Consider the following 25,138-nt stretch of genomic DNA (forward strand, 5'->3'; position numbering starts at 1 on the left):
TGCCCCGCCCCCACCGTCATCCCAGCGAAGGCTGGGATCTCCGGATTGGCGCGCGCCGTTCCTCACCACCCCGAGACCCCAGCCTTCGCTGGGGTGACGCTATGATGCAAGGCGCCCCGCCCAACACGTCATCCCAGCGCAGGCTGGGACCGTTGGCCTGCTCGCGACGCCCTGCGCTTCGCCTCAGCTGCTGTGATCCGAGATGATCCGCCAGCCCGCCTTGCGCCGCTCGAACAGCAGCGTCGTCAGCCCGGTCTGCGGCTTTGCCTCGCCCTCCGGGGTCAGCGTCCAGCGCGCCACCAGCAGCACGTGGACGGCGCTCAGCGTGCGCCACGCCTGCGGCTGGAAGCGCAGCCGCCCGCGCGCATTGCCGCCGGCGGTAAAGCTCCTGGCGTAACGCGCCGCGATCGCCGCCTTGCCGCCGACCACCTTGTCGCCCGCGACATAGACCGCATCGTCGGCATAGATCGCCATGAACCGCGGCAGGTCGCCCGCGTCCCATCCCGCTGCGCTGTCGGCCATTGCCGCCTCGATCGCCGCCTGCGGGGTTGACGCGGCCTGCGCGCCCGCAGCCGCCGGCGCCATCATCGCCGCCGCGACGATCGCCACGCCATATCTCATCGCCGACCCTCCACCAGCCGCGCCAGCGCCGCATCGTCGACCGCCCCGGCACAGAGGAACCCCTGATAATAGGTACAGCCGCGCGCCGCCAGCAACGCGCGCTGTGCCTCGGTCTCGACGCCTTCGGCGATCGTCTCCAGCCCCAGCCCGGCGGCGATCGTGATGACCCCGTCGACCACCGTGCGCCCGCGCGCGTCGCCGTCGATCGCCTGCGTCAGCGCGCGGTCGATCTTGAGGTAGTCGAGCGGCAGCTGCGACAGATAGGCAAGGCTGGAATAGCCTGTGCCGAAATCGTCCAGCGCCACCCGGCACCCGCCCGTGCGCAGCGCCGCCAGCGCGCGGTTCGCCGCCGCCAGATCGTGGATCACCCCGCTTTCGGTCACTTCCGCGGTGACCTGCTCCGGCGCGATCCCCGCCGCCGCGACGCGATCGAGGAATTGCGCGGCGAAGCCGTCGCGCGAAATGTCCGCCGCGGTGACGTTCAACGACACGCGCAGCCCGCGCAGCGATGCGGGCCATTGCGCCATCCGCGCCATCGCCAGCGTCTGGACATGATCGGACAGCGCGACGCCCAGGTCGGCACGCTCCGCCGCGGCCAGCAGTCGTTCCGCGCCCAGCGGCCCAAGCCGCGGATGCGCCCAGCGCACCAGCGCCTCCGCACCGATGATGCGGCCGTCGGCCATCGCCACCTGCGGCTGGAACAGGACGTCGATCTCGCCACGCTCGATCGCGCGGTGCAGGTCCGCCGCCAGCGCCGCCAGCGCCGCGCCCTCGCCCTCGCTGGCCACGCGCGTCGTCGCCCCGTCGCTGGCACGCGCACGTTCCAGCGCCCCGGCCGCGCGGAACAGCAGGTCGCCGACCGACTCGCCGCCGCTCATCCGCGCCAGACCGATGCGCGCGCCGACGTGGATCGTCTCGCCATCCACCGCGAACGGCGCGCCCAGCGCGCGTTCGACTGCCGCCGCCGCCCGGTCGCCTTCGACCGGCGGCCCCGCGACCAGCATCGAAAAGGTCGCGCCCGCGCGCGTCGCGACGCTGCGGTAATCGGCCAGCACCTCGTCCAGCCGCGCCGCCATCGCCTGTACCAGCCGGTCGCCCAGCGCGCGGCCGAACGCGGCGTTGACGATCTCGAAACTAGTCGGCGCGGCGACGATCGCGGTCATCCCGGCCGCGCTTGCCTCCGCCTCGGCGACGAACCGGATCTGCTCGGCCGTCGCCGCCCGGCCCACGGCACGGCGATCGTCGCGCCGGTCGTCGTGGGGGGCGTCTGTCTGCTCTTGCTCGCTGCTCACCCCTGTCTCGTAAGGGGGTGGAACAGGCGGGGCAATCGACACTTGCTCCCGGATGAACACATGCCTAGCTCTTTCGTTGTGACGCAGATGACCGAAAACAGGACGCACGCACCGCTGGTCGACGGCTTTGGCCGGACGATCCGCTATCTGCGCATCTCCGTCACCGATCGCTGCGACCTGCGCTGCCGCTATTGCATGGCGGAGGAGATGACGTTTCTGCCGCGGGCGAAGATCGCCACGCTGGAGGAGCTGGCGGTGATCGCCGAACGCTTCATCGCGCGCGGCGTGCGCAAGGTGCGGCTGTCCGGCGGGGAACCCCTGGTGCGGCGCGACGTGCAGCAACTGGTGCAGCGGCTCGGCCGTCATGTCGGCACGGCGCTGGACGAACTGACGATGACCACCAACGGCACGCGGCTGCGCGAACATGCCGCGGCCCTGTACGACGCCGGCATCCGCCGCCTGAACGTCAGCGTCGATACGCTCGACGCCGATCGCTTCCGCTTCATCACCCGCCACGGCGATATCGCGCAGGTGCTGGACGGCATCGCCGCCGCGCGCGATGCGGGGCTGGCGGTGAAGATCAACATGGTCGCGCTGAAGGGCCTGAACGAGGACGACATCCCCGCGATGCTCGACTGGTGCATCGCGCAGGAGCACGACCTGACGCTGATCGAAACCATGCCGCTGGGCGCCATCGATGAAGATCGCACCGACCGCTTCCTACCGCTGACCGCGGTGAAGGATCGCCTAGACACCCTGTTCCCGCTGGTGCGCGACGCGGACGGCACCGGCGGCCCGGCGCGCTACTGGCGCGTTGACGGCACCGGCACCCGGCTCGGCCTCATCTCCCCGCTGACCGCCAATTTCTGCGATGGTTGCAACCGCGTGCGGCTGACGACCGAGGGGCGGCTCTACACCTGCCTCGGCCACGACGATCAGCGTGACCTTCGCGGCGCGCTACGCGACGGCGGCGTGGCCGCGCTCGACGCCGCGATCGAGGATGCGCTGACCACCAAGCCGCGCCGCCACGACTTCCGCATCGCGCGCGATGCCGCACCCGCGGTCGCCCGCCACATGAGCGTGACCGGGGGATGAGCCGTTATCCGCGGCGGGCGCTGGTCGCCTCGCCCACCCCGCCCGCGCAGGCGGCGCGCGCCGAGCTGGCCGATGCCTGGGACTGGTGCTCGCTGGACGATGCCGATCTGGTCGTCGCGCTGGGGGGCGACGGGTTCATGCTCCAGACGCTGCATATCCTGCTGGAACGGCGGCGGCCGATCGTGCCGGTGTTCGGGATGAACCTTGGCACCGTGGGCTTCATGATGAACGAATGGCGCCGCCATGATCTGGACGGCCGGATCGAGCGTGCGCGCGCGTTCCAGGTGACGCCGCTGACCGCGACCGCAGTCGGGGTGGACGGGCGCGTCCATACGCTGCCCGCGATCAACGAGGTGTCGCTGCTGCGCGAAACGCGCCAGACCGCGAAGATCGAGGTGAAGGTCAACGACCGTATCGTGCTGGACGAACTGTCGTGCGACGGCATCCTGGTCGCGACGCCCGCCGGGTCGACCGCCTACAACCTGTCAGCGCACGGCCCGATCCTGCCGCTGGGCTCGCAGATGCTGGCGCTCACCGCGATCAGCGCGTTTCGCCCGCGGCGCTGGCGCGGCGCGATCCTTCCGGACCGCGCACGCGTCTCGCTTCGAGTGATCGACGCCGGCAAGCGCCCGGTATCCGCCGTCGCCGATCAGCGCGAGATCCGCGACGTCGCGCAGGTCGATATCGCGATGGACCGCGCGCGCGAGCTGACGCTGCTGTTCGATCCCGAACATGCGCTCGACGATCGCATCACGATGGAACAGTTCATCGCCTGACGACGCCGAGCGACATGGGCCTTACCCCCCGAGTCCGAGCGCATCGGCGCTGGCATCGCCCAGGTCGTTGCCGCCATCGACGTTCAGGATCGTGCCGGTGATGTATTTGGCCGCCGGGCTGGACAGGAACATCGCCGCCTCCGCGATATCCGCCTTGGTCCCGTAATCGCGCAGCGCCAGCGATTTCTTGATCTTCGCCTCGCGCACCGGATCGGCCAGCCGGCGCATCCCCTCGGTATCGGCGATCGGGCCGGGGGAGATGGCGTTGACCCGCACCCCCGCTGGCCCCCATTCCAGCGCCAGGCACTTGGTGACCATGTTGACCCCGGCCTTCGCCGCGCAGGCGTGGATCTGGAACGCCATCGGGTGAACCGCCTGCCCCGCGGTGATCGCGATCAGCGACGCGCCCGGCTTGGTCAGATGGTCCCAGCTAGCGCGGAACACGTTGTAGGTGCCCAGCAGGTCGATATCGATCACGGTCTTGAAGGCATTGGCGCTGGTCTTCAGCGCGGGCGCCAGGAAATTGCCCGCCGCGCCCGATACCAGCACGTCGACCGGCCCATGCGCCGCCACAGCATTGGCGAACGCCGCTTCCAGCCCGGCATAGTCGCGCACGTCGCATGCGATCCCCAGCGCGGTCGCCCCCGCATCGCGCAGCCCCTGCGCCGCTGCCGCGATCTTCTCCTCGCTCCGGCTCAGCACCGTCACCTTCGCGCCGGCCGCGCCAAAGGCGTGCGCGATCTCCAGGTTGATACCGCTCGACGCCCCGGCGACGAACACATGCTTGCCCGCGAACTCACCCATCATCCTCTCCCTTGTCCTCGGTAACGGCATGGCCGTCGGAGCGGAGCGATGCAAGTCGATCGTTTTAGACGCCGGACATGAGAAACGCGCCGCATGACCTGCAAGGCAGGCCGCGCCGCGCGCGTTTTACCGACAATGTCGAGAAAAAGAGGTGGCTCCCTGAGTAGGATTCGAACCTACGGCCGCTCGATTAACAGTCGAGAGCTCTACCGCTGAGCTATCAGGGAACAGCGTGAGGCAGCGTCTATATACGCGGATTCCGGCGGCGCAACCCCCTTGTTCGGTTCTTTTTGCGGTGATGCCGGCGGGACGCGGCGGGGTCGCGGCTGGTCGTCGGAGCGAAACCGTTCATCGCACGTTCCACTCCCATCGGCTATGCGATATCCATCGCACTGCCCGGATCAAGGCCCGTGCGTTGGAGGGTTAGTAGATGCTGAAGAACTGGGGCCGAAGGGCCATGGTGGTGGCGCTGGCGGCCAGTACGACGCTGGTCGCCGCGTGCGCGACCGAAACGACCTATCGTCCGGCGACCGGATCGGGTTTCTATCGCACCGGCTACAGCGATACGCAGATCGAGCCGAACCGTTTCCGCGTCACCTTCGCTGGCAATACCGTCACCGACCGAGATGTGGTGGAACGCTATCTGCTGTTCCGCGCAGCGGAACTGACGCTGCAGAACGGCTATGATTATTTCGTCATGGCCGATCGCGACACCGATCGTCAGGCGCGCACCTATTCGACGCCGGGCGCCTGGGGTCCGGGCTTCGGCGGCTGGGGCGGCGGCCTGTGGGGTCCGCGCTGGGGCTTCTACGGCCGTGGCTGGGGCTATCGTGCGTGGGATCCGTTCTGGGGCGATCCCTGGGCCTGGGGCGGCGGTGCGGACATCCGCACGATCGACCGGTACGAGGCATCGGCCGAGATCGTGATGTTCAAGGGCACGCCGGAACGCGGCAACGTCCGCGCCTTCAATGCCCGCGCGGTGGTCGATTCGATTGGCCCGACGGTAAAGCTGCCTCGCTCCTGAGCCGGAAAGGCACGACGAAAAACGGGGCTGGCGTCTCAACGACGCCAGCCCCTTTTTCATGCGCGAGGCAAAGGCTCGCGGCCCACCGCCGACCCCGGCCTCTGCCGGGGCGACGACAGGGGCGACGCCCCGCTTACGCCGCCCCGTGGCAGTGCTTGTACTTGCGACCCGACCCGCACGGGCACGGCGCGTTGCGGCTGACCACCCCGTCCCAGCTCGCCGGATCGTCGCCCAGCTCCGCGGGTGCGGCCGGCTGGATGATCTGCAACGGCGGCAGTTGCGTGGTGATGAGGCCCAGCGTGCCCGCGTCGATATCGTTCGAATTGTCCTCGCCGGTGAACGGGTCAAAGTGCGTCGTGATGAAATCGGGCAGGTCGGGCAGCGGCGGCGGCTCCTGCATCCGGAACTGCGCATGCGCGATCGTCTTCGTCACATCCTCGCGGATCGCGTCGAGCATCCGCTGGAACAGGTTGAAGGCTTCCTGCTTGTATTCGTTGATCGGCGTCTTCTGCGCATAGGCCCGCAGGTGGACGACCTGCCGCAGCGCGTCGAGCGTCGACAGATGCTCCTTCCAGTGATGGTCCAGGTTTTGGAGCAGGATCGACTTTTCCACCTGCGTCCAAGTGTCCGGTTCCAGCTCGCCCGATTTGGCGGCGACCGCGGCATCGGCCTCGGCCTGGATACGCTCGGTCACCAGCTCGACGTCGATCGCGTCCTCCTGCAGCCAGTCGTCGACCGGCGGCTCGATGTTCAGGATCTCCGCCAGCCGCGCCTTCATCCCCGGCACGTCCCATTGCTCGGGATAGGAATTGGGCGGGCAGGCATCGCCGACGATCGCATTCACCGTCTCGGCGCGCATGTCGCTGACGACCTCGCCGACCGTATCGGCGTCCATGATGTCGGCGCGCTGTTCGTAGATGACCTTGCGCTGGTCGTTCATCACGTCGTCATATTCGACCACTTGCTTGCGAATGTCGTAGTTGCGCGCCTCGACCTTCTTCTGCGCGGTCTCGATGGCCTTGGTCATCCACTTCGACGGCGGCATCGCCTCGCCATCCTCGATCGAGGACCGCATCATCTTGGCGAACAGCGTGTCCGGGCCGAAGATGCGCAGCAGATCGTCGTCCAGCGACAGATAGAAGCGCGACAGCCCCGGATCGCCCTGGCGCCCCGAACGCCCGCGCAGCTGGTTGTCGATACGGCGGCTTTCGTGACGCTCGGTCGCCAGCACGAACAGGCCGCCGGCCTCCAGCACCTTCTGCTTCTCGACCGCGATCTCGGCGCGGATCTGCTCGATCGCGGCGTCGCGTTCCGGCCCTTCGGGCATCCCGGCCAGCTCGTCCTCGACGCGCATCTCCAGGTTGCCGCCCAGCTGGATGTCGGTGCCGCGGCCCGCCATGTTGGTGGCGATCGTCACCGCGCCCAGCCGCCCGGCCTGCGCCACGATATGCGCCTCGCGCTCGTGATAGCGCGCGTTCAGCACCGAATGGTCGACGCCTTCCTGGCGCAGGAATTCGCTGAGCAGCTCGGATTTCTCGATCGACACGGTGCCGACCAGCACCGGCTGACCCTTTTGCGCATGTTCGCGGATCGTGCGCGCGATGCCGCGGAACTTGTCCTCGGTCGACTTGTAGAACGTGTCCTCCTCATCGACGCGGTGCACCGGCCGGTTGGTCGGGATGGTGACGACGTTCATCTTGTAGATGTCGTAGAACTCCGCCGCCTCGGTCGCCGCGGTGCCGGTCATGCCCGCCAGCTTGGGGTACATGCGGAAATAGTTCTGGAAGGTGATCGACGCCATCGTCTGGTTTTCCGGCTCGATCGTCACGCCTTCCTTGGCCTCCACCGCCTGGTGCAGGCCGTCGGACCAGCGGCGCCCGTCCATCATGCGCCCGGTGAATTCGTCGATGATGACGACCTTGCCGTCCTTCACGATGTAATCGGTGTCGCGCTTGAACATCACGTTCGCGCGCAGCGCCTGGTTCAGGTGGTGGACCACCTGCGTATTCTCGAAATCGTACAGGTTCGCGCCCTGCAGCAGCCCGGCGGCCTCCAGCATCCGCTCGGCCTTCTCGGTACCGTCCTCGGTCAGGACGATCGTCTTCTGCTTCTCGTCCTTCTCGTAATCCTCTTCGGACAACTGCTTCACGATCGCATCGACGCCGATATACAGCTCGCTCTTGTCGTCGGTCGGGCCGGAGATGATCAGCGGCGTGCGCGCCTCGTCGATCAGCACCGAATCGACCTCGTCGACGATCGCCATCGCGAACGGGCGCTGCACCATCTGCTGGCGCTCGTACTTCATGTTGTCGCGCAGGTAATCGAAGCCGAACTCGTTGTTCGTGCCATAGGTGATGTCCGCGGCATAGGCGGCGCGGCGTTCCTCGTCGGTCAGGTTGGGGACGATCACGCCCGTGGTCAGCCCCAGGAAGCGATAGACGCGCCCCATCCAGTCGGCATCGCGGCTGGCCAGGTAATCGTTGACGGTGATGACGTGCACGCCATCGCCCGGCAATGCGTTCAGGTACGTCGCCAGCGTCGCCACCAGCGTCTTGCCCTCACCCGTGCGCATCTCGGCGATCTCGCCGCGGTGCAGGACGATGCCGCCGATCATCTGCACGTCGTAATGCCGCTGCCCCAGCACGCGCCGCGCCGCCTCGCGCACGGTCGCGAACGCCTCTGGCAGCAGGTCGTCCAACGTCTCGCCGGCGGCCAGCCGCTCGCGGAAGCGTACCGTCTGCTGCGCCAGCGTGTCGTCGTCCATCGCCTGCAACCCGTCCTCGAACGAGGCGATCTTGGCGAGAATGGGGTTGAGCGACTTGACGTATCGGTCGTTGGACGAACCGAACAAAGACTTGGCGATGCCGCCGAACATGGGCCTGATCCTGTATCTGAAGACGGCGCGGCGCCGGATCGGTCCGGCCCGCGCGCGAAAAGGGAAAACGTCGCAAACGCCGGTCGGTGCCGCCGGCGCGTGGGCGCGATGCTATTCGCGCCGACGCCGCGCGAAGATCGGCTCGACCGCCACCAGGCGAAGCACGGTGAACACCGGCGCCGAAACGAAACCTACTGGCGCGAACGCCGGCTGCGCGGGGCGCAACGCCACCCGTGCCGCCGCGGTCGACACGGCGACCGCGCGCACCTGCTGCGCCACCGCCTGCTGCGCCACCGGCGCCTGCCGCACGCCGCCACCCAGCCCCGACAGGGCGGACAGCAGCGCGGAAAGAAGCAGCAGCAGGTTCATTGCGGGGACGGACATAGGACGCGCACGAGGCGCCGTCCACCTTTGCGGCAGCGTCATCCTTCTGGAAGGCGCCAGGTGATGCGCCGCTCCCTGGTGCTCACCATGGGCCGCCCCTGCGCGTCGCGCGCGGGATAATAGCGTGCGCGCTTCACCAGCACCCCGCAGGACACCGCATCCAAACGCGGAAAACCGCTCGATTGCGCGGCGTGGCATTCGCTGACCCTGCCGTCCACGCCGATCGTCCAGCGAACGGTCACCGTGCCCTGCTCGTCACGCCGCATAGATTCCTTCGGATAATCGTCGGCACTGAACCAGCTCAGTTCGTCCCCCGCCTTGCTGATGGAGGGCGACGGGCCACGGGGCGCACGTCCGGTGGCAGCGACGTCCTGCGCTGCGCGCAGATCACGGCGCCGTTCGATCCAGTCGTGCGTGGCGATGGCGGCCAGAACCATGATCGCCCCGAGCAGCGCGACGGCCGCGGTCAGCAACGCTGCCGGTACGGCGGTCTGCCCCAGCCGCGACGTCGGTCCTTCGAGCACCGTCGCCCGACGATCCGGGCCGCCCGCCTTTACTGCGGCGACATCATCTCCAGGCTGGTCCGGTTCTGCGTCACCCATTGCTGATCCCCTCCCCTCACCGACGACACCACCCGTCGATGAAGGTTACACGGATTCTTGCCACGCGACATTCCCGGCTCGCCGACCGGATAGTCGTTGCGACACGCACGCGCGACACCGGCTTCATCCACCCGCATCCGCATCCCTTCCTCGTAGAGAATCCGGACGGTCCCCGCCGCTGTCGGCAGCTCCGGTGCGGCTGCACCGAAACGAACCGCGGTGTGCTGTCGATCGGTGATGCGGAAATTGCCCGATACGCCGGTTTCAGAACGGATCGACGCCACGCGATCGGCCTCCCGCGCGCAGCGCTGAGCCGACACCGTGGCCGGCTCTCCGTCGAAACGTTCGGCACACCGCAGCGCGTTCCCCTGCGCAGGCACGTCGATGGTGAAGCTCCAGTCATGCGGCTCGATGCGGTACGGACGCTGCGCCCAGTCGATCCTCTGGCGGATTTCTGTCGCCGCGGCCCGACCGCTCGCATCATAGGCCGGAACGAATCGCCCGCGCTTCACGATGAGTTCGCACGCCCGGTCGTTCAGTTCGACATTGCCGCTCGTTCGCTCCGTCCAGCAATCCGTCACTTGTCCCGCGGCGGATATCTGCAGACCGACAACGCTGGGCCTGATCTCCTCCCACCATGGACCCTCATCGGCATAGTCGGCGAACGTCAGCCACGTCGCCCGATCAAGCGGAACGGGCGCGCGCGGGCCGGGAAACATCCAGCGATCGACCACCGGCGGCAACGGCTGGCGCAGGCTCCACGCCCAGCCGGCGTCCAGCAGCCAGACGACCGTCACCAGCCGCGCCACCGTCAGGATCGCGACGAGCGCCAGCACGCCCAGCATCACGCCGCGCCCGTTGCCGACGAAACGGCTGCGGCGCGACGCCGCCGCACCCACGGTGCCCGATCCGCTGCGCCGGCTCAGATCCTCCAGCGCATCCATCGCAGCACTCTTGCCCCCACCGTTGCCGAGACTATGGCGGGGACATGTCGCTGTCCATCTCCCCGCTCGCCACGCCCTTCCCCGCCATGCCGCCGGTCGCGGGGGTCACGCTGCGCGTCGCGCGGGCGCGGTACAAGGAATGGGATCGCTGCGACCTGACCTTCGTCGAGCTGGCGCCGGGCACTACCGTCGCGGGCGTGACGACGCAGTCCCGATGCCCCTCGCCCGAGGTGGAATGGTGCCGCCAGGCGCTGGTGCTGGGCGAGGCGCGCGCGCTGGTGGTCAATGCCGGCAACTCGAACGCCTTCACCGGGCATCGCGGGCGTGCCGCAGTGGAGGCGATCGCAGCGCAGACGGCGGCGCATCTCGGCTGCCGGCCGTCGGACGTGTTCGTCGCCTCCACCGGGGTCATCGGCGTGCCGCTGCCGATCGACAAGGCGCAGGCCGGGCTGACCGCCGCCTATGCTGCGCCCGCCGCCGACTGGCGTGCCGCGGCCGAGACGATCGGCACGACCGACACCTATGCCAAGGGCGCGACCGCCACCGCGATCGTCGACGGGCGCTCCGTCACGATCGCGGCGATCATCAAGGGATCGGGCATGATCGCGCCGGACATGGCGACGATGCTCGGCTTCATCTTCACCGACGCCGCCGTCGAGGCGCCGTTCCTGCAGGCCGCGCTGTCGGCCGCCAACACGCGCACCTTCTCGTGCATCACCGTCGACAGCGACACCTCCACCAGCGACACCGTGCTGGCCTTCGCGACCGGCGCGGCGGGCAATGTGCCGCTGTCGGGCGACGACAGCGACGGCGCCGACGCCTTCCGCGCCGCGCTGGCCGATGTCTGCCGCCAGCTTGCGCTGCTGGTGGTCCGCGACGGCGAAGGCGCGTCCAAGCTGATTGAGATCGCGGTGGAGGGCGCCGAAAGCGATGCGTCCGCGCACCGCATCGCCATGTCGATCGCCAATTCCCCGCTGGTGAAGACCGCGATCGCGGGCGAGGACGCCAATTGGGGCCGCATCGTCATGGCGGTGGGCAAGGCGGGCGAGCCGGCCGAGCGCGACCGGCTGTCGATCCGCTTCGGCGCGACGCAGGTGGCCAGGGGCGGGCTGGCGGTGGAAGATTACGACGAGGCACCCGTCGCCGCGCACCTGAAGGGGCAGGAAATCGCGATCGGCGTTGACCTGGGGCTGGGCGAGGGGCGCGCAACCGTGTGGACGTGCGACCTGACGCACGGCTACATCTCGATCAACGCCGACTATCGCAGCTAGCGGAACAGCGCGGAAACCAGCGCGACCAGTTCCGACTGGCGGCTGGTCGCGGTCTTCGCCATCGCCGCGCGCAGCTGGGCGCGGATCGTCTCGTACGACACGCCGCGGTCGCGCGCGATCGTCTGCAGGTCCAGCCCCGCCGCCAGTCCCATCACCACCGCGGTTTCGGCGCGCGTCATGTCGAAACCGTCGCGCAGCGCCGCGGCATGATCGTCCCCCAGCGGCCGCCCCTGGATCGTCATCAGCACGCTTGCGGCGGACAGCACGCCGCCGCCGCGCGCCGGCACGGGCGACAACACCGCCACCAGCGGCGGCCCGTCCTCATCCGCCGGGCGCAGCACCACGCGGCGCACCCCGCGATGCAGCGCGCAGCCGGTCAGCACGTCGTCCAGCGCGCGCGCTAGCACCATGTCGCTGTGGCGGGACGCGGCATGGATGCGGTGGTGGCGGCGGACCAGATGGCGGCCGCGCGCCAGCATCTCCTCCGCCGCCGCGGACAGTGCGACCGGCCGACGGCTCAGCCCCAGAGCAAGGGTGGCGGTATCGTCGCGCGCCATCGCGGCCACCAGCGCATCGGTTTCCATCGTCCCGAACCGCGCCGCCATTTCGACCGCGCCGCCGATCCCCGGCAGGAGCGCCGCCAGTGCCGCGCGCTCGTCCCGGCTGGCCGCCCCGCGCGATTGCGGGCGCGACACCGTAAAGACTGCGAAGCCCGATGGTAACCGCGCCGGCAGCTTGGCGATCATCACCTCCGACGCGCCGGTCGGGATCAGGAATTTCCGGTACAGCTCGATGGTCGCCGGGTCGCGGCCCATCAGGAAATCGGCGTCGGCCACGACGCCGCCGACCGGGGCGGTCACCGCGGCACCGATCCGCGGGTTCGTCACCGGCGAATAGACGCCGTGGCTCAGCACGTCGGCCAGACCGATCTGCGAGACGTTATGAATCCGGATATGGTCGATCTCGCCACGCGGCCCGGCGACGGCGACTTCGCCGAACCTCCCGTCGAAACGCCGCGACAGGTCGCGCACCGCATCGTCCCAGGATTGCTGGCCATGCAGCGCCCGCCAGAACCCTTCCGCCAGCGGCGCCTCATCCAGCATCGCCGCGCCCCCGCCGATCCGCCCCTGCCCGCACCATCCCGCCCCCCGACGTCTGATCTCCGGGGAAACGATGAAGGCAGAATGACATACGTGCAACAGGCGGTGGACCCCGCCTGTCTCGCGCCGGATCAGATCAGCCGGAAAATCAGCTCGAACGCCTCCCGCCACATCACGCCGCCGAGCCATCCGATCATCATCCACGCCACGACGTGCAGCACGCGCGCCGGCCGGTGGGTCGATTCCTCGTCTAAGTCATTCATATCCCGGCGCCCACCGCATTATACGAAAATCGTATATCCGATCGGCGACCGTAAGGGAATAGGAGGATCGGATGCACGCCATTGGCAAAGTCGCTTTTCACGCCCGACGCGCGCCAGCTTGCCCGGCTGCTTGCGCAGGCGCGTCGGGATGCCGGCATCACCCAGGTGGAACTGGCGCGGACGCTGGGAAAGCCGCAGCCGTTCGTGTCGCTGATCGAACGCGGCGAACGGCGCGTCGACGTGGTGGAATTCTGTGAAATAGCGCGCGCGATCGGATGGCGGCCGCTCGACCTGTTCGATCGCTTCCTGGAATGTCGGGAACAGCCGGAGCCGGCGGAGGGCTAACCTTCGCCTTACGCCCTGCTGACCGCGCTAACGCGCCATGGCCACCGCCCCCCGCCGACCCGCTTCGCATCGGGTCATACGGTATCGCTGCCATCGAAAGGGGCGCGTCACCTCCACAAACAGGTTAGATTATCCGATATGGGTAATCCATTTTGCCGTCGACAGCATCGGACGCCGTCAGCCCGCCTCCGCCAGACCTTCATCGGCCGGTCGATAAAACGGGCGGTGGCATCGCCTGCCGCCGCCCGTCATGACGTTTGTCTGGTGTGCGCTTACAGCTCGCCTTCAAGCCAGGCCTTGATCCGCCCCTTCGGTTCCGCGCCCACCTTGGTCGCTGCAGGCGCGCCGCCCTTGAACAGGATCATCGTCGGAATGCCGCGCACGCCGTAACGGCCGGGCGCATCGGGATTCTCGTCGATGTTCAGCTTGGCGATCGTCACCTGCTCGCCCAGTTCGTCGCTGATCTCCTCCAGCGACGGGCCGATCATCTTGCACGGGCCGCACCATTCCGCCCAGAAATCGACCAGCACCGGCTTGTCGGCGCTGATGACATCGTCGTGGAAGCTGGCGTCGGTGATCGTCTTGGTGCCCATGTCTGTCTCCTTCGATTGTTCGCAAGCTAGGGTGCGCGTGCCGCCCGCTCAACCACCATGAACCAAGCTTTGCTCCGGCCCCGCAAAGCGCGCCTTCGCCGCCGCCAGCATATCGGGGGGCAACGTCACCAGCCGCGGCCCGGCGGTGTAGAGCAACGCCGCCTCGATCACATGCCCCGGAAAGATCACCTCCAGCGCCGCGTGATAGGCCGCCATCTGCCGCACGTGAAAATCCGGCACGCCCGCCGCATCGGCGGGGACGCGCCGCCCGGTCTTGTAGTCGATCACGCGCACCCGCCCGTCCGCCACCAGCAGCCGGTCGATCGTCCCCGCGATCACCCGGCCGGACGGCAGCATCGCGCTGATCGGTGCCTCCACCAGCACGTCGGGCGCGAACAGGTCGGCGAAAGCGGCATCCTCCATCACCGCCAGCACGGGCGCGACGATCGCCGCACGGTCCACGACCCCGCGCGCCGCCAGCCACGCGTCCGCCGCCGCCGCGCGCTGCCCCGCCGGCAAGGCGGGAAGCCGTTCGAACAGTGCGTGCATCAACCGCCCGCGTTCGGCGGCGGCGCGCATCGCCGGGGTGGGCGGCGGATCGGCCACCTCGTCATCGCCCACCGCGGACGGCGACAGCGGGCGCGGCGGCAGTTGCTCGCGCGGGGCCATGCGGCGCGTCCATTCGGGCAGGTCACCACCGGCCGGCACCGCCGCCTCTCGCGCCGCGCGCACCGGCACGGCCGCCGCCGGCACCGCGCCGCGGAACACCCGTGGCGGCGCATCCGCCCCTTCCTCTGCCGGAGCGACGCCCAGCGCATCCAGCGTCCGCGCCGCGGCGGCATACCAGCTCGCCTCCGGCGGCGTCCCGTTCCACTTCGCGCTCAGCGACCCGGCGATCGCCAGTTTCTCCTCCGCGCGCGTCGCCGCGACATAGAACAGGCGCCAATGCTCCTCGCGTTCGCGACGCTCCACGTCGGACAGCGCGGCGTCGATCGCGCCCGCCCGCTCGGCCTTGCGCGGGCGGAACACCGGCAGCGCGCGGTTCATGCCGTCGGGCGTCCATGACAGCGTAGATCGCGGTGCCGCATCCGGATCGGACGTCGCATCCGCCAGGATCACCACCGGTGCCTGCAACCCCTTCGATCCGTGCGCGGTCATCACCCGCACCGCGTCCAGCGGCGCGGCGGCATCGCGCACGATCTCCACCTCGTCACGCTCGAACCAGTCGAGGAACCGCTGGAGCGACGGCGTCGCATTGGTCTCGAAATCCAGCGCGGCGTTCAGCAATTCCTCGATGGGGTCGCGCGCCTCCTCGCCCAGCCGCGCCAGCAGCCGGCGGCGCCCGTCCATCGGGCCGGACAGGATCATCTCCAGGAACCGGTACGGCGTGTCGAAATCCGCCTGCGCCAGCAATGCCTCGATCGGCGCCAGCAGCTCCGCCGCGCAGGTCCGTCGCAGGTGCGGCCACAGCGCGCTCTTGCGCGGCGCGGCGCGCGTCATCAACTCTTCCTGCGTCCACCCGATCAGCGGCGATACCAGCAGGCTGGCCAGCGACAGGTCGTCCTCGGGCTGCAACACGAACCGTACCGCCGCCAGCAGATCCTGCACCGCCAGCGGCGCCGACAGCCGCAGCCGGTCGACACCCGCCACCGGCACGCCCTCGGCATACAGCCGCGCGACCAGCAGCTGCGCCAGCTCGCCGCGCCGCTTGACCAGGATCATCACGTCCTCGGGACGCAGCGCGCGGCCCTTGCTTTCCAGCATCAGCCCGTCGTCCAGCCAGCGGCGGACGGTCTTGGCGATCCGCGCAGCATTGTCGCGCACGGCATCGTCGATCCAGCCTTCCTCGCCGGCGTCCTCCGCCTCGCTCGCGCCCGCCGCGATCACCGGCCACAGCGCCACCTCGCCCGGCCCCGCGACGCGGCTGGCGTGCGGCGGGATCGCGTCGGCCGCGCCCAGCCCTGCCGCGCCGACCGTCTCGATCGCGGCATCGACGAATTCCAGCACCGGCGCGGTGGACCGGAACGAATCGGTCAGCGACAGGCGGTCGAACGGCAGCCCGCGCTCGTCCTCGGGCATCAGGTCGTCGCCCGCGACTTCCTCCGCCTTTTCCGCGAAATAGCGTTCGGCCGCCTGGAAGAACAACGGGTCGGTGCCCTGGAAGCCGAAGATCGCCTGTTTCAGGTCGCCGACCGTGAACAGCGTGCGCACCGACGGGGCATAGACGCCGCGCCCGACGAAATATTCGTCCACCAGTGCGCGGATGATCGTCCATTGCGCGACATTGGTGTCCTGCGCCTCATCGACCAGCACGTGCTCGGTGATCTGGTCCAGCTTGTAGCGGATCCATTCGCCGATCCCCTCCTGCTGCAACAGCGCCACCGCCGCGCCGATCAGATCGTCGAAATCGACCGCCCCGGCGCGCCGCTTCGCCGCTTCGTAGCCGCGCGCATAATCGCGCCCCACCTCCAGCGCCGCACCCAGCAGATCGGCATAGGCAGCCCGCACGCGCAGCGACAGCAGCTCGGCGCAGTCCTCGCCCAGCTGCGCGGCCATCGCCTCGTAATCCGGGTCGGCGGCGATCAGCTTGGCGGATGCCTTGCGCGGATCGCCCTTGCCGGTGCGCACCACGTTCATCAGGTCCGCCAGCATCGCGACGCGCCCCGCGCCGTCCGCCGCCACCCAGCGCGCGATCGTGTCGGCAAAGCCGCTGCCGGTCGCGGTACCCCATGCGCGGTTCGCGGCGCCGATCCGCTTGATCGCGTCATGGTCCAGTGCCGCGCACCCCGCCGCGACCGCTTCCTCGATATCCCCCGCCGGCACGTCGAGCGCGCGGCGGATGAACGGTGCGATCCCGGCCGGCAGTGCCTCCAGCGCAGCGCCCGCGCGCGAACATTCCGCCAGGAACTGCTCGGCGCCCTGCTCCCCCAGCCGCAGGCTCAGCCGCCCGATCGTCTCGACCGGCGCGCGGCGCCCCTCGCGCTCCGCGTCGACCAGCAGGTCGGACAGCGCCTGCCGCCGCAGCAATGCCTCCTCGCGCGGTTCGATCGGGCGGAAACCGGGGACCAGCCCTGCCTCGATCGGAAAGGCCGCCAGCAGGCTCTGGCAGAAACCGTGGATCGTCTGGATGCGCAGGCCGCCGCCCGGCGCGTCCAGCACCTTGGCGAACAGCGTGCGCGCCCGTGCCACCAGCGCCGGGGTCGGCCGCTCGCCCAACGCGATCAGGTCTGCGCCCAGATCGGTGTCGGCCATCCGCACCCACGCCGCCAGCTGGCGGTTGACGCGCGCCGCCATCTCCGCCGCGCCCGCCTTGGTGAAGGTCAGGCACAGGATCGCCGCCGGCTCCACCCCGCGCAGCAGCAGGCGGAAGACGCGCGCCGCCAGCACCTGCGTCTTGCCCGTGCCGGCGGATGCGGACAGCCATACATGCGCCTCCGGCCGGCTGGCGCGCAGCTGCTCGCCCTTCAGCACCGGCAGCGGGCGGATCGTGTTGCCCGCGCTCATCGGTCGCGCCCGTACCATTCGTCGCGGCGCATCAGCTGGTCGTATTCGGCATAAGGCGCGAATTCCGGGTGCAGCTTGGCGACGAACGGCTCCTCGCCGGTCAGCCAGCGTGCAGCCGCCTCGGCGAAGCTGTCGCGTGCGGCGCGGACGAAATCGTCGGTGACGATCCGCCCGCCCTTGCCCGACGGATCGGCGGGGCTGGATACCGACCCGAAGGTATCGCCCTTCTTCGCCAGCGACCAATATTCGAACGCCGTCGCGGTCCCCTTCACCCCCTCGAACCCGCCCGCCTCGGCGATCGCGCCCAGCAGCCCCAGTTGCAGATTGAACCCGCCCCTGACCGCCGCGACCGACGGCGCCTTGCCGGTCTTGTAGTCGACGATGCCCAGTCCGCCGTCGGGCATCCGGTCGATCCGGTCGAACCGCCCGTTCAGCCGGATGCCGGCCACCACCGCCTCGCCGCGCCCCTCGACCGCCAGGACCTGCCGCCCGCCTGCGCGATCCTCCAGCGTGCGCGCGGCGATCCATTCGAACGCCGCGATCAGCCGCGGCTGCCACAGCGCGCGCAGCAGCGGGTGCGCCGCCGGATCGTCGAGCAGCGCGACCGCGCGCGGCAGCAGCCGGTCGGGATCGCACGCATCGTCGCGCGCCCATGCCTCCAGCACCGCATGCACGGCGGTGCCGCGCCACGCCGCGCTGGGATCGGCATCCACCGCATCGAGCGGCATCAGCTTCAGGATGCGCCGCGCATAGAAAGCGAACGGATCGGCCTTCAGCCGGTCCACTTCGGTCACGGAGATGACGTTGGGGCGCAGCGCCACAGGCGGCAGCGGCGCCGGGCGCGCCGCCGGCACCGGCGTCCCCGCCCGATCGAGCGCGCGCGTCCAGCCCTCCAGCGCGGTCGCGCGCGGGAACCGGTCGCCCGCCATCGCCTCCAGCCGCAACCAGAAGCGCGAGGCGAGCGCTGGCGAGCGAGCATCGCGGCGGCTGCGCGTCAGCACGACGCGCGGCGCGCCCAGCCCCTGCGCAAAATCATGCGCGGCGATGCCGATCCCGCGTTCCAGCCCCGGCAGCCCCAGTTCGGCGCGGATGCGCGGCGCCAACCACGGATCGGGCGCGGGGTGGCCCGGCCACACGCCCTCGTTCAGACCCGCCAGCACCATCACGTCCGCCGATTGCAGCCGCGCCTCGATCAGGCCGTAGATAGCGAGCCGCGGATGCCCCTCGTGCGCGCGGGCGCGGATCGCCACCTCATCCATCAACAATCGCAGCAGCGGGACGAACCCGGCGGCGGTCACCCGGCGCGGCCCGTGCTCCGCCTGTTCCTCCAGCGCGGCCAGCAGGTCGGCGGCCGCGCGCCCGGCCGGGCCGCTCCACGCCGCCTCCCCCGCCAGCCGGTCCGCCGCCTCGCGCAGGCACGCGACCAGCCGCGGCAGCGTCGCCGCCCCGTCGCCGAAGGTCGCGCCGATCGGCTCCAGCAGCGCGCGCATCGCCTCCCACCCCGGCAGCGCGGCGGCGCGGATCGCGCGCTCGCGTTCCGGCGCGTCGCGCAGGTGGCGGTCGATGCCGTCCAGCCCCGGCGCCGGGCGCGGCCCGCGCAGCGCGCGATCCAGCCGCCGCACCGCGTCCAGCCACGCACCCCGATCCGCCCCGCTGCGCACCAGCGGATGCTTCAGCAGCGTCAGCAGCGCCATCGGCGCGAAATCCTGCGCCGCGGCCTCGACGATCGCGGTCAGCAACGTGCCCGGCGGCAGGATCGCCAGCGGTCGCCCCGCGCTGTCGTCCACATTGATGTCCCACCGCCGGCAATGCGCCGCCACGCGCCGCGCCAGCGCGCGATCGGGGGTGACCAGCGCCGCGGTCCGCCCCGGCTGCTCCAGCGCCTCGCGCAGGATCAGCGCCACCGCCTGCGCCTCTTCCGCCGGATTGGCCAGCTCCGCCGCCTCCACCCCGGTCAGGCGGCGCCCCGCCGCATCCAGCCGCGTCCATTTCGCGGTGAAGGCGGCCGGGGTCAGCGCATTGGCGATCGCCCGCCCGCGCGCCGCCGTCGCGTCATGCTCGCTCGCATCGCTCCAGCGCGCCACCTCGCCGCGCGCCACGCCCATCCGTTCCAGCAGCAGTTTCAGGTGGAATTGCGGATGCACCTCGATCGAGCGGCGGCGCAGCCCCGTCGCGGGATCGGGTGCGTGCGGCCCCAGCGCCTCCCATTCCTCCTCGGGCAATGACAGGTCCAGGTCGGCGAACACCACCATCCCCTGCGGCAGGTCGGCGACCGTGCGCAGCAGCCGCGCCACCGCGGGTGCCGGATCGGTCACCCCCGCCGCGCACACGAAGCCCGCGGGCGGCGCCTGCCGCCAGCGATCCGCCTGCCGGTCCAGCAGCGTCACCCGCCGCTCCGCCGCGTCGATCCGCCCCAGCGCCGCGCGCTCGGCGGGCCAGCGGTCCAGCACGATGCGGAACAGCCGCAGCGCGGTCTCCCAATGCGCCGACAGCCCCTCGCCCGGGTCGATCTCCGCCAGCCGCCGCGGGTCGATGCCCTCGACGATCAGCTGGTCCATCGTGCGCGCCAGTTCGCCCGCCAGCCGCACCGCCTCCGCTGCATCGACCGGGCGGCCCGCGCCGGCACGCTCCTCCTCCACCAGCCGCGCCAGGATCATGCGACGTTGCAGCGGGTCGATCGCGGGGGGCAGCGGCGGCACCGCATCGGCGGGGTCCAGCGCCGCGCCGACCGCCGCCTCCAGATCGTCGCCGCCCACCGCGACGATCCGCGGCAGCAGCAGCGCGCCGCCGCTCGCGCGCACGAACGCCTCGTTCACCGCCAGCGCGCCGCGATTGTTGGGGACCAGCACGATGCCGCGCGCCAGCGCCATGCGGTCGCCGCCGAACCGGCGGCTCAGCCCGGCGGCCAGCGCGTCGGCAAAGGCGCGGTGCGCCGGTATGGTGTAGAGGCGCGGGCCGCTCATTCAGCGCCGCCCGCCCCGCGCGTCAGCCATCGGCCAGCATCGCCTCGGTCCGCGCGATCGCGCCCGGCACGTTGACCTCCGACCACAATCCCTGATGCACCAGTCCATAGGCGCGCCCCGCCGCGATCGCGCGGTCCCAGAACAGGTTGGTGGAAAACGGCCCCTCCGGCCAGTCGCGGATCAGCCGCGGCGACACGATCTGCACCCCGGTATAGACGAACGGCGCGACCCGCCCCGGCTTGCGCCGCCCGGTGATCCGCCCGGCGGCATCCAGGTGGAAATCACCCTGCCCGCCATGATTGTGCGCGCGGGCATAGGGCACCAGCAACAACAGTGCGTCCATCGCCTCGTCGTTCCACCGCGCCGCCAGTTGGCGGATCGCGTCGGTCGGGCCGTCCAGCCAGAAATTGTCGCTGTTGACGACCAGGAACGGCTCGTCCCCCAGCAGGCCGCGTGCCTGGACCAGCCCGCCGCCGGTTTCCATCAACGCCGCGCGCTCGTCGGATACGATCACCTCGATATCCTTGACGCGGTGGCGCAGGTGAGCCTCCAGCGCATCCGCCAGATAATGGACGTTGACCACCGCGCGCGCGACGCCCGCGGCGCGCAGCCGGTCGAACACATGGTCCAGCAACGTGCGCCCCGCCACCTCGACCAGTGGCTTGGGCCGCGTCGCGGTCAGCGGGCGCATCCTTTTGCCGATGCCCGCCGCCATCACCATCGCGGTCGTCGGCACGCGCGCGCCCGGATCGGGGCGGATGTAGCGCGGGCGGCTCATGCTAGCCCCCGCGCGGTCGCGATCGCCATCGGGTCGCCGCGCCATTCGGGCGGCAGGTTGTCGTCGAACCAGCGCGCCACCGGCGCCAGCACCGGATGCGTCAGGTCGCGTTCCAGATAGCCCCACACGCGCGGGCACAATGTGGGATAACGCGGCTTGCCGTCGCGCTTCCACAGCCGGGTGAAGATGCCGATGATCTTCGCGTTCCGCTGTGCGCCCAGCACGTGATACGCATCCATGAACGAATCCCCTTCGCCGGTCGCGGCGCGATACCGCGCCAGCATCCGATCCTCCAGCGCGGGATCGACGTCGCGCCGCGCATCCTGCAACAGGCTGACCAGATCATAGGCCGGGTGCCCGGCCAGCGCGTCCTGGAAATCCAGCAGCCCCATGCGCCGTTCCGGCCCGACCAGCATCAGATTCTCGGCATGGTAGTCGCGCAGCACCGCCACCGGCACCAGCGGCTCGGCCCGGTCCAGCACCGCATCCCATGCCGCGCGATATCCCGCGACATCGGCCGCCGCGCCCACCGCCGGGCAATACCATTCGGTCAGCAGCCCCGCCTCGCGCTGTAACTCGGCGCGGTCGTACGGGCGCAGCTCGCCCGCCGGATGCGCGCGCAGCGCCACCAGCAGGTCGACCGCCGCCTCGTACAGCGGCACGGTGGCGACCGCGTCGGCATCCGCCGCCTCGCGCAGGCGATCGTCGCCGAAATCCTCCAGCAGCACCAGTCCGCGTTCCAGGTCCAGCGCCAGGATCGCGGGCGCCGCGAACGATCGCTCCGCCAGCCAGCGCGCCATGGTGACGAACGGGCGCGGGTCTTCGTGCGGCGGGGGCGCATCCATCAGGATCGCACGCCGCGCGCCGTCATGGACGCGGAAATAGCGCCGGAACGAGGCATCGCCGGCCAGCGGGTCGATCCGCGCGCCGGTCCAGCCGTGAAGGGTCAGAAATTCCGCCGCGCCGCCGGGCGGGGTCATCGGGATGGCCATCGCGCTTCCCATGCCGCCGGCGCCGTCCAAGTCAAGCGACGCGCGCCATCCGGCGTCGCATGAAAGGTCAGCGCCAGCGCGTCGGGCCAGTGGCCCGCGCCGGCCCGTTCGGGCCATTCGACCAGCAGCGCGGAATCGGCCAGCGCCTCGTCGATGCCCAGTTCGTCCATCTCGCGCGGGTCGTCGATCCGGTACAGGTCGATGTGCAGCACCGGCAGGCGCACCTCGGGCGGGGCATAGGGCTGGACGATCGCGAAGGTCGGGCTGGGCGCTTCCTCCTCCAGCCCCAGCGCCGCCAGCACGCCGCGCGCGAAGCTGGTCTTGCCCGCGCCCAGCCCGCCCGACAGCGTCACGACGTCACCCGCGCGCAGCATCGGGGCAAGCCGCGCGCCCAGCGCCTCGGTCGCCGCGACGTCCGCCAGCGCCAGTTCGCCGGTGGTCATCGCCGCGGCAGCTCCACCGTCACCAGCGATCCCTGCCCCGGCTCGCTGACCAGCTGGATGGTGCCGCCATGCGCCTCGACGAACTGCTTGGCCAGCGGCAGGCCAAGGCCCAGCGCGCGTTCGCCCGCCGCGGCGACGCCTTCCTGCGCAAAACGGTCGAATGCGCGTGCGACGGCTTCCGGGGACATGCCCGCACCGTCGTCGGAAACGACGATCCGGGCCGCTTTGGCGTTTCCGTCCACGTGCAACAGCACGCGTCCCCGCGCCCGCGACGCGCTCAATGCATGGCGCAACAGGTGCTCCACCACCTCGCGAATCCGCCGCGCATCGCCGGTAAGCCGTCCCGCAGAGCGTTGAATCTCCACCGCCAGTTCGACGTGATGGCGCTTGGCCGAGCCGCGCACCGCGTCCGCGGCGGCGCGTGCCACTGCCCCGACGTCGATATCGCCCTTCTCCAGCGGCCGTGCGCCCGTCCCCGTCGACGTCAGATCCAGCACATCGTCGATCAGCAGGCCCAGCCGCTCGACCGAATCGAGGATCGCGTCGAGGTAACCGATCGCATCGGTGGACATCTCCCCGGCGTAGCCACCGTGCAGCATTTCCGCAAAACCGCTGATCGACGTCAGCGGGGTGCGCAATTCGTAGCTCATGTTGGCGACGAACTGCGTCTTCACCCGGTCCGCCGCCTCCAGCGCGTCGTTGCGATCGCGCAGCGCCTGCTCCATCGCGCGGCTGTCGGTGATGTCCAGCATCGTGAACAGCGCGTTGCCATCGGGCAGCGGCACCGCCGCAAACTCGAAATGCCGCCCGTCGGACAGGGAGATATGCCCCGCCCGCTGCTGCCGCTCGGCGGTGGCGACGCGCACCAGCTCGGCGATCTGCCGCGCGCGGCGCGGGTTGGCGAGCTTGGGCGCGACCTTCTCGGCGATCGCATCGACGCGCGGGTGCGCGCTCAGGAACTCCTCCTCGACATCCCACAGCGCGCGGAACCGGTTGTTCCACAACTGCAATCTGCCGTCGGCGGAAAACACGCCCAGCGCCTCGAACAGATTGTCGAACGTCGCCGTGCGCACCCGCAGCAACGTGTCGCGCGCGCTCGCCAATTGGACCTGTTCGGTGCGATCCTCGAAGATCAGCATCAGCCCGCCGTCGGGCAATTGCTGCGCCACGACGCGCAGATGCGTGCCGCCCGGCAGGTGCCAATTCTCCTCGATCGCGCCTTCCGCCTGGACGAACCAGCCGCGCCGCTCCGCCTTCCACCCCGGAAAGTCGCGCACCTCGGGCACGCGATTGGCCTCGCGCATCCGCTCCATCACGCGGTCGAATTCCGGCCGGTCGGCCAGCCACTCGCGCCGCATCGCGAACATCCGCCGGAACGGCTGGTTGCAGAACACCAGGCTGCGATCGCGCGCGAACTGCGCCACGCCCGCCGACAACCGGTCCAGCATCGCGCGCTGCGCATCCGCAAACCGCCGCTCGCGCGCATGCGACTGCTCCAGTTCCTCGATGTCGATCGCATAGCCCGCCACGCCGCCGATCGGCAGCGGCACGTCGTGGATCATCAGCGACCGGCGCGCGCCGCCGATCGTCGCGGGCAGCACCCGGCTTTGCGGCCGCCCCGCACCCTGCGCCGCCGCCGCGCCGGCCGCCGGCCCGCCCTGTCCGGACCCCTCGACCAGCTCCACGCCGCGCCCGACCACATCGGCGGCATCGCCGCCCTCCACCGCGGTCACATAGGCGCTGTTGACCATCGCCAGCCGCAGGTCGGGGTCGCGATACCACATCGGCAGCGGCGCGGCCTCGACCAGCCCGGTCAGCGCCTCGAACGCATCCGACAGCCCGTTGAACTCACCGCGGAGCCGCCGCATCTCGCCCTCGGTCGCGGTCGAATCATAGAACCAGATGATCACCGCATCGCCGCGCCGCTCACCCTGCGCGGTCAGCGTGCGTCCGCCGCCGCGCGCATGGACCGTCCGCACGAAGCCGCGCGCCGACCGCTGGCAAGCGGTCAGATCATGGACCAGCCCCTGCGCCTCCGCGCTTTCGATCCCCCAGCCGGCCGCGTCCAGTTCCTGAAGATAGGTCGGCGTCGCCGACAGCCCCAGCCAGTCCGCGACGCGCGGCGCCATCTCCACCGCGCCATCGGGCCGCACCACCACGGGCTGCATCGGCGCCGCCGACAGCAGCCCCTCCAGCGCGTCGCGCCCCGCCACCGCCGCGCCCGCCTCCGTCCGCGCACGCCACCCGGCCACCAGCAACGCAACCCCGCCGACGATCAGCGCCAGAATGACGGCACCGGCAAGGACGGCCACGGTCGGATGGAGGACGATCATCGGGGAAAGTGTCGGATTCTAGGCGCGGGCATCGAACATCCCTACGCTACGGAACGCGCATCGCAAACACGCGACGCCACTCATCATGCGCCATGACGACGACAACGGGCGCCCGTCATGCCGACGGACGCCCGAT

General features: G+C 70.4%; 21 protein-coding genes and 1 tRNA gene. 5 read left to right on the forward strand and 17 right to left on the reverse strand.

The window, feature by feature from the left end:
• Positions 1-183 precede the first annotated feature (183 nt).
• Both COA07_RS02810 and COA07_RS02815 read right to left on the reverse strand, forming a co-directional pair.
• The gene (locus tag COA07_RS02810; RefSeq protein WP_245841965.1) at positions 184-621 is read right to left on the reverse strand and encodes a YybH family protein; all 438 of its coding nucleotides are present in this window, start codon (positions 619-621) and stop codon (positions 184-186) included.
• On the reverse strand, positions 618-1,913 hold the full coding sequence (locus COA07_RS02815; protein WP_141396459.1) for a GGDEF domain-containing phosphodiesterase: 1,296 nt from the start codon (positions 1,911-1,913) through the stop codon (positions 618-620). The genes COA07_RS02810 and COA07_RS02815 overlap by 4 nt, the downstream gene beginning before the upstream one ends.
• An 87-nt stretch (positions 1,914-2,000) precedes the next feature.
• On the opposite strand from COA07_RS02815, the gene moaA reads away from it, so the two are divergent.
• On the forward strand, positions 2,001-3,008 hold the full coding sequence (gene moaA / locus COA07_RS02820; RefSeq protein WP_066708351.1) for a GTP 3',8-cyclase MoaA: 1,008 nt from the start codon (positions 2,001-2,003) through the stop codon (positions 3,006-3,008).
• Positions 3,005-3,784 (forward strand): NAD kinase, encoded by a 780-nt coding sequence (locus COA07_RS02825; protein WP_066708348.1) that lies wholly within the window; start codon positions 3,005-3,007, stop codon positions 3,782-3,784. The genes moaA and COA07_RS02825 overlap by 4 nt, the downstream gene beginning before the upstream one ends.
• 21 nt (positions 3,785-3,805) lie before the next feature.
• Here the strand turns inward: COA07_RS02825 and COA07_RS02830 are convergent, their stop codons facing one another.
• Together COA07_RS02830 and COA07_RS02835 are read right to left on the reverse strand one after the other, a co-directional pair.
• Positions 3,806-4,588, reverse strand: coding sequence for an SDR family oxidoreductase (locus COA07_RS02830; RefSeq protein ID WP_245841966.1), 783 nt, complete (start codon positions 4,586-4,588; stop codon positions 3,806-3,808).
• A gap of 152 nt (positions 4,589-4,740) precedes the next feature.
• Positions 4,741-4,815: transfer RNA gene (locus COA07_RS02835), tRNA-Asn, on the reverse strand.
• A 203-nt stretch (positions 4,816-5,018) separates the two neighbouring features.
• Here COA07_RS02835 and COA07_RS02840 point away from each other — a divergent pair.
• On the forward strand, positions 5,019-5,612 hold the full coding sequence (locus tag COA07_RS02840) for a CC0125/CC1285 family lipoprotein (RefSeq protein ID WP_245841967.1): 594 nt from the start codon (positions 5,019-5,021) through the stop codon (positions 5,610-5,612).
• A gap of 133 nt (positions 5,613-5,745) precedes the next feature.
• On the opposite strand, the gene secA is transcribed toward COA07_RS02840, so the two are convergent.
• The 4 genes from secA to COA07_RS02860 all read right to left on the reverse strand — a co-directional run bounded on the left by secA (position 5,746) and on the right by COA07_RS02860 (position 10,318).
• Positions 5,746-8,487 carry a preprotein translocase subunit SecA gene (gene secA / locus COA07_RS02845; protein ID WP_066708334.1) on the reverse strand — a complete coding sequence of 914 codons (2,742 nt, stop codon included), beginning with the start codon at positions 8,485-8,487 and terminating at the stop codon, positions 5,746-5,748.
• A gap of 111 nt (positions 8,488-8,598) precedes the next feature.
• Positions 8,599-8,856: a hypothetical protein gene (locus tag COA07_RS02850; protein ID WP_066708331.1), complete on the reverse strand. Its 258-nt coding sequence runs from the start codon at positions 8,854-8,856 to the stop codon at positions 8,599-8,601.
• A 53-nt stretch (positions 8,857-8,909) separates the two neighbouring features.
• Positions 8,910-9,473, reverse strand: a complete 564-nt coding sequence (locus COA07_RS02855; protein ID WP_083956757.1) for an energy transducer TonB — start codon at positions 9,471-9,473, stop codon at positions 8,910-8,912.
• The gene (locus tag COA07_RS02860) at positions 9,425-10,318 is read right to left on the reverse strand and encodes a hypothetical protein (RefSeq protein WP_141396460.1); all 894 of its coding nucleotides are present in this window, start codon (positions 10,316-10,318) and stop codon (positions 9,425-9,427) included. The genes COA07_RS02855 and COA07_RS02860 overlap by 49 nt, the downstream gene beginning before the upstream one ends.
• A gap of 143 nt (positions 10,319-10,461) precedes the next feature.
• Here COA07_RS02860 and argJ point away from each other — a divergent pair, with 143 nt between their 5' ends.
• Positions 10,462-11,688, forward strand: coding sequence for a bifunctional glutamate N-acetyltransferase/amino-acid acetyltransferase ArgJ (gene argJ / locus COA07_RS02865; RefSeq protein ID WP_066708322.1), 1,227 nt, complete (start codon positions 10,462-10,464; stop codon positions 11,686-11,688).
• On the opposite strand, the gene COA07_RS02870 is transcribed toward argJ, so the two are convergent.
• Together COA07_RS02870 and COA07_RS18675 are read right to left on the reverse strand one after the other, a co-directional pair.
• A complete protein-coding gene (locus COA07_RS02870) occupies positions 11,685-12,791 on the reverse strand; it encodes a helix-turn-helix transcriptional regulator (RefSeq protein WP_066708321.1) in 1,107 nt (368 codons plus the stop codon). The two genes, argJ and COA07_RS02870, sit on opposite strands and share 4 nt — an antisense overlap.
• A gap of 128 nt (positions 12,792-12,919) precedes the next feature.
• The gene (locus COA07_RS18675) at positions 12,920-13,051 is read right to left on the reverse strand and encodes a hypothetical protein (RefSeq protein WP_255266743.1); all 132 of its coding nucleotides are present in this window, start codon (positions 13,049-13,051) and stop codon (positions 12,920-12,922) included.
• Positions 13,052-13,132: 81 nt separating this feature from the next.
• Here COA07_RS18675 and COA07_RS02875 point away from each other — a divergent pair, with 81 nt between their 5' ends.
• A complete protein-coding gene (locus tag COA07_RS02875) occupies positions 13,133-13,396 on the forward strand; it encodes a helix-turn-helix domain-containing protein (RefSeq protein WP_066708319.1) in 264 nt (87 codons plus the stop codon).
• Positions 13,397-13,668: 272 nt separating this feature from the next.
• Here COA07_RS02875 and trxA read toward each other — a convergent pair whose 3' ends face one another.
• From trxA to COA07_RS02910, 7 genes are read right to left on the reverse strand one after another with little or no spacing between them, the layout of a single operon-like run.
• Positions 13,669-13,989 carry a thioredoxin gene (trxA, locus tag COA07_RS02880; protein WP_066708317.1) on the reverse strand — a complete coding sequence of 107 codons (321 nt, stop codon included), beginning with the start codon at positions 13,987-13,989 and terminating at the stop codon, positions 13,669-13,671.
• 48 nt (positions 13,990-14,037) lie between these two features.
• Entirely contained in the window at positions 14,038-17,493 is a 3,456-nt protein-coding gene (gene addA, locus COA07_RS02885) for a double-strand break repair helicase AddA (RefSeq protein WP_096640411.1), read from the reverse strand.
• On the reverse strand, positions 17,490-20,456 hold the full coding sequence (addB, locus tag COA07_RS02890) for a double-strand break repair protein AddB (RefSeq protein WP_096640412.1): 2,967 nt from the start codon (positions 20,454-20,456) through the stop codon (positions 17,490-17,492). The genes addA and addB overlap by 4 nt, the downstream gene beginning before the upstream one ends.
• Positions 20,457-20,478: 22 nt before the next feature.
• Entirely contained in the window at positions 20,479-21,234 is a 756-nt protein-coding gene (locus tag COA07_RS02895) for a nucleotidyltransferase family protein (protein WP_066712670.1), read from the reverse strand.
• Positions 21,231-22,214 (reverse strand): aminoglycoside phosphotransferase family protein, encoded by a 984-nt coding sequence (locus COA07_RS02900; protein WP_174525851.1) that lies wholly within the window; start codon positions 22,212-22,214, stop codon positions 21,231-21,233. The genes COA07_RS02895 and COA07_RS02900 overlap by 4 nt, the downstream gene beginning before the upstream one ends.
• Positions 22,211-22,669, reverse strand: a complete 459-nt coding sequence (tsaE, locus tag COA07_RS02905; protein ID WP_066712673.1) for a tRNA (adenosine(37)-N6)-threonylcarbamoyltransferase complex ATPase subunit type 1 TsaE — start codon at positions 22,667-22,669, stop codon at positions 22,211-22,213. The genes COA07_RS02900 and tsaE overlap by 4 nt, the downstream gene beginning before the upstream one ends.
• The gene (locus COA07_RS02910; protein WP_096640413.1) at positions 22,666-25,002 is read right to left on the reverse strand and encodes a sensor histidine kinase; all 2,337 of its coding nucleotides are present in this window, start codon (positions 25,000-25,002) and stop codon (positions 22,666-22,668) included. Before COA07_RS02910 ends, tsaE begins: the two co-directional genes overlap by 4 nt.
• Positions 25,003-25,138 lie beyond the last annotated feature (136 nt).

It is taken from the genome of Sphingomonas adhaesiva (assembly GCF_002374855.1).
Taxonomy (GTDB): Bacteria; Pseudomonadota; Alphaproteobacteria; order Sphingomonadales; family Sphingomonadaceae; genus Sphingomonas; species Sphingomonas adhaesiva.

Bases quoted from the DNA above. Each gene is read 5' to 3' on its own strand.
- COA07_RS02810 (WP_245841965.1), bottom strand. From the start codon at position 621: ATGAGATATGGCGTGGCGATCGTCGCGGCGGCGATGATGGCGCCGGCG.
- moaA (WP_066708351.1), top strand. From the start codon at position 2,001: ATGACCGAAAACAGGACGCACGCACCGCTGGTCGACGGCTTTGGCCGG.
- COA07_RS02825 (WP_066708348.1), top strand. From the start codon at position 3,005: ATGAGCCGTTATCCGCGGCGGGCGCTGGTCGCCTCGCCCACCCCGCCC.
- COA07_RS02830 (WP_245841966.1), bottom strand. From the start codon at position 4,588: ATGGGTGAGTTCGCGGGCAAGCATGTGTTCGTCGCCGGGGCGTCGAGC.
- COA07_RS02840 (WP_245841967.1), top strand. From the start codon at position 5,019: ATGCTGAAGAACTGGGGCCGAAGGGCCATGGTGGTGGCGCTGGCGGCC.
- secA (WP_066708334.1), bottom strand. From the start codon at position 8,487: ATGTTCGGCGGCATCGCCAAGTCTTTGTTCGGTTCGTCCAACGACCGA.
- COA07_RS02850 (WP_066708331.1), bottom strand. From the start codon at position 8,856: ATGAACCTGCTGCTGCTTCTTTCCGCGCTGCTGTCCGCCCTGTCGGGG.
- COA07_RS02855 (WP_083956757.1), bottom strand. From the start codon at position 9,473: ATGGGTGACGCAGAACCGGACCAGCCTGGAGATGATGTCGCCGCAGTA.
- COA07_RS02860 (WP_141396460.1), bottom strand. From the start codon at position 10,318: ATGCTGGGCGTGCTGGCGCTCGTCGCGATCCTGACGGTGGCGCGGCTG.
- argJ (WP_066708322.1), top strand. From the start codon at position 10,462: ATGTCGCTGTCCATCTCCCCGCTCGCCACGCCCTTCCCCGCCATGCCG.
- COA07_RS02870 (WP_066708321.1), bottom strand. From the start codon at position 12,791: ATGCTGGATGAGGCGCCGCTGGCGGAAGGGTTCTGGCGGGCGCTGCAT.
- COA07_RS18675 (WP_255266743.1), bottom strand. From the start codon at position 13,051: ATGAATGACTTAGACGAGGAATCGACCCACCGGCCGGCGCGCGTGCTG.
- trxA (WP_066708317.1), bottom strand. From the start codon at position 13,989: ATGGGCACCAAGACGATCACCGACGCCAGCTTCCACGACGATGTCATC.
- addA (WP_096640411.1), bottom strand. From the start codon at position 17,493: ATGAGCGCGGGCAACACGATCCGCCCGCTGCCGGTGCTGAAGGGCGAG.
- addB (WP_096640412.1), bottom strand. From the start codon at position 20,456: ATGAGCGGCCCGCGCCTCTACACCATACCGGCGCACCGCGCCTTTGCC.
- COA07_RS02895 (WP_066712670.1), bottom strand. From the start codon at position 21,234: ATGAGCCGCCCGCGCTACATCCGCCCCGATCCGGGCGCGCGCGTGCCG.
- COA07_RS02900 (WP_174525851.1), bottom strand. From the start codon at position 22,214: ATGACCCCGCCCGGCGGCGCGGCGGAATTTCTGACCCTTCACGGCTGG.
- tsaE (WP_066712673.1), bottom strand. From the start codon at position 22,669: ATGACCACCGGCGAACTGGCGCTGGCGGACGTCGCGGCGACCGAGGCG.
- COA07_RS02910 (WP_096640413.1), bottom strand. From the start codon at position 25,002: ATGATCGTCCTCCATCCGACCGTGGCCGTCCTTGCCGGTGCCGTCATT.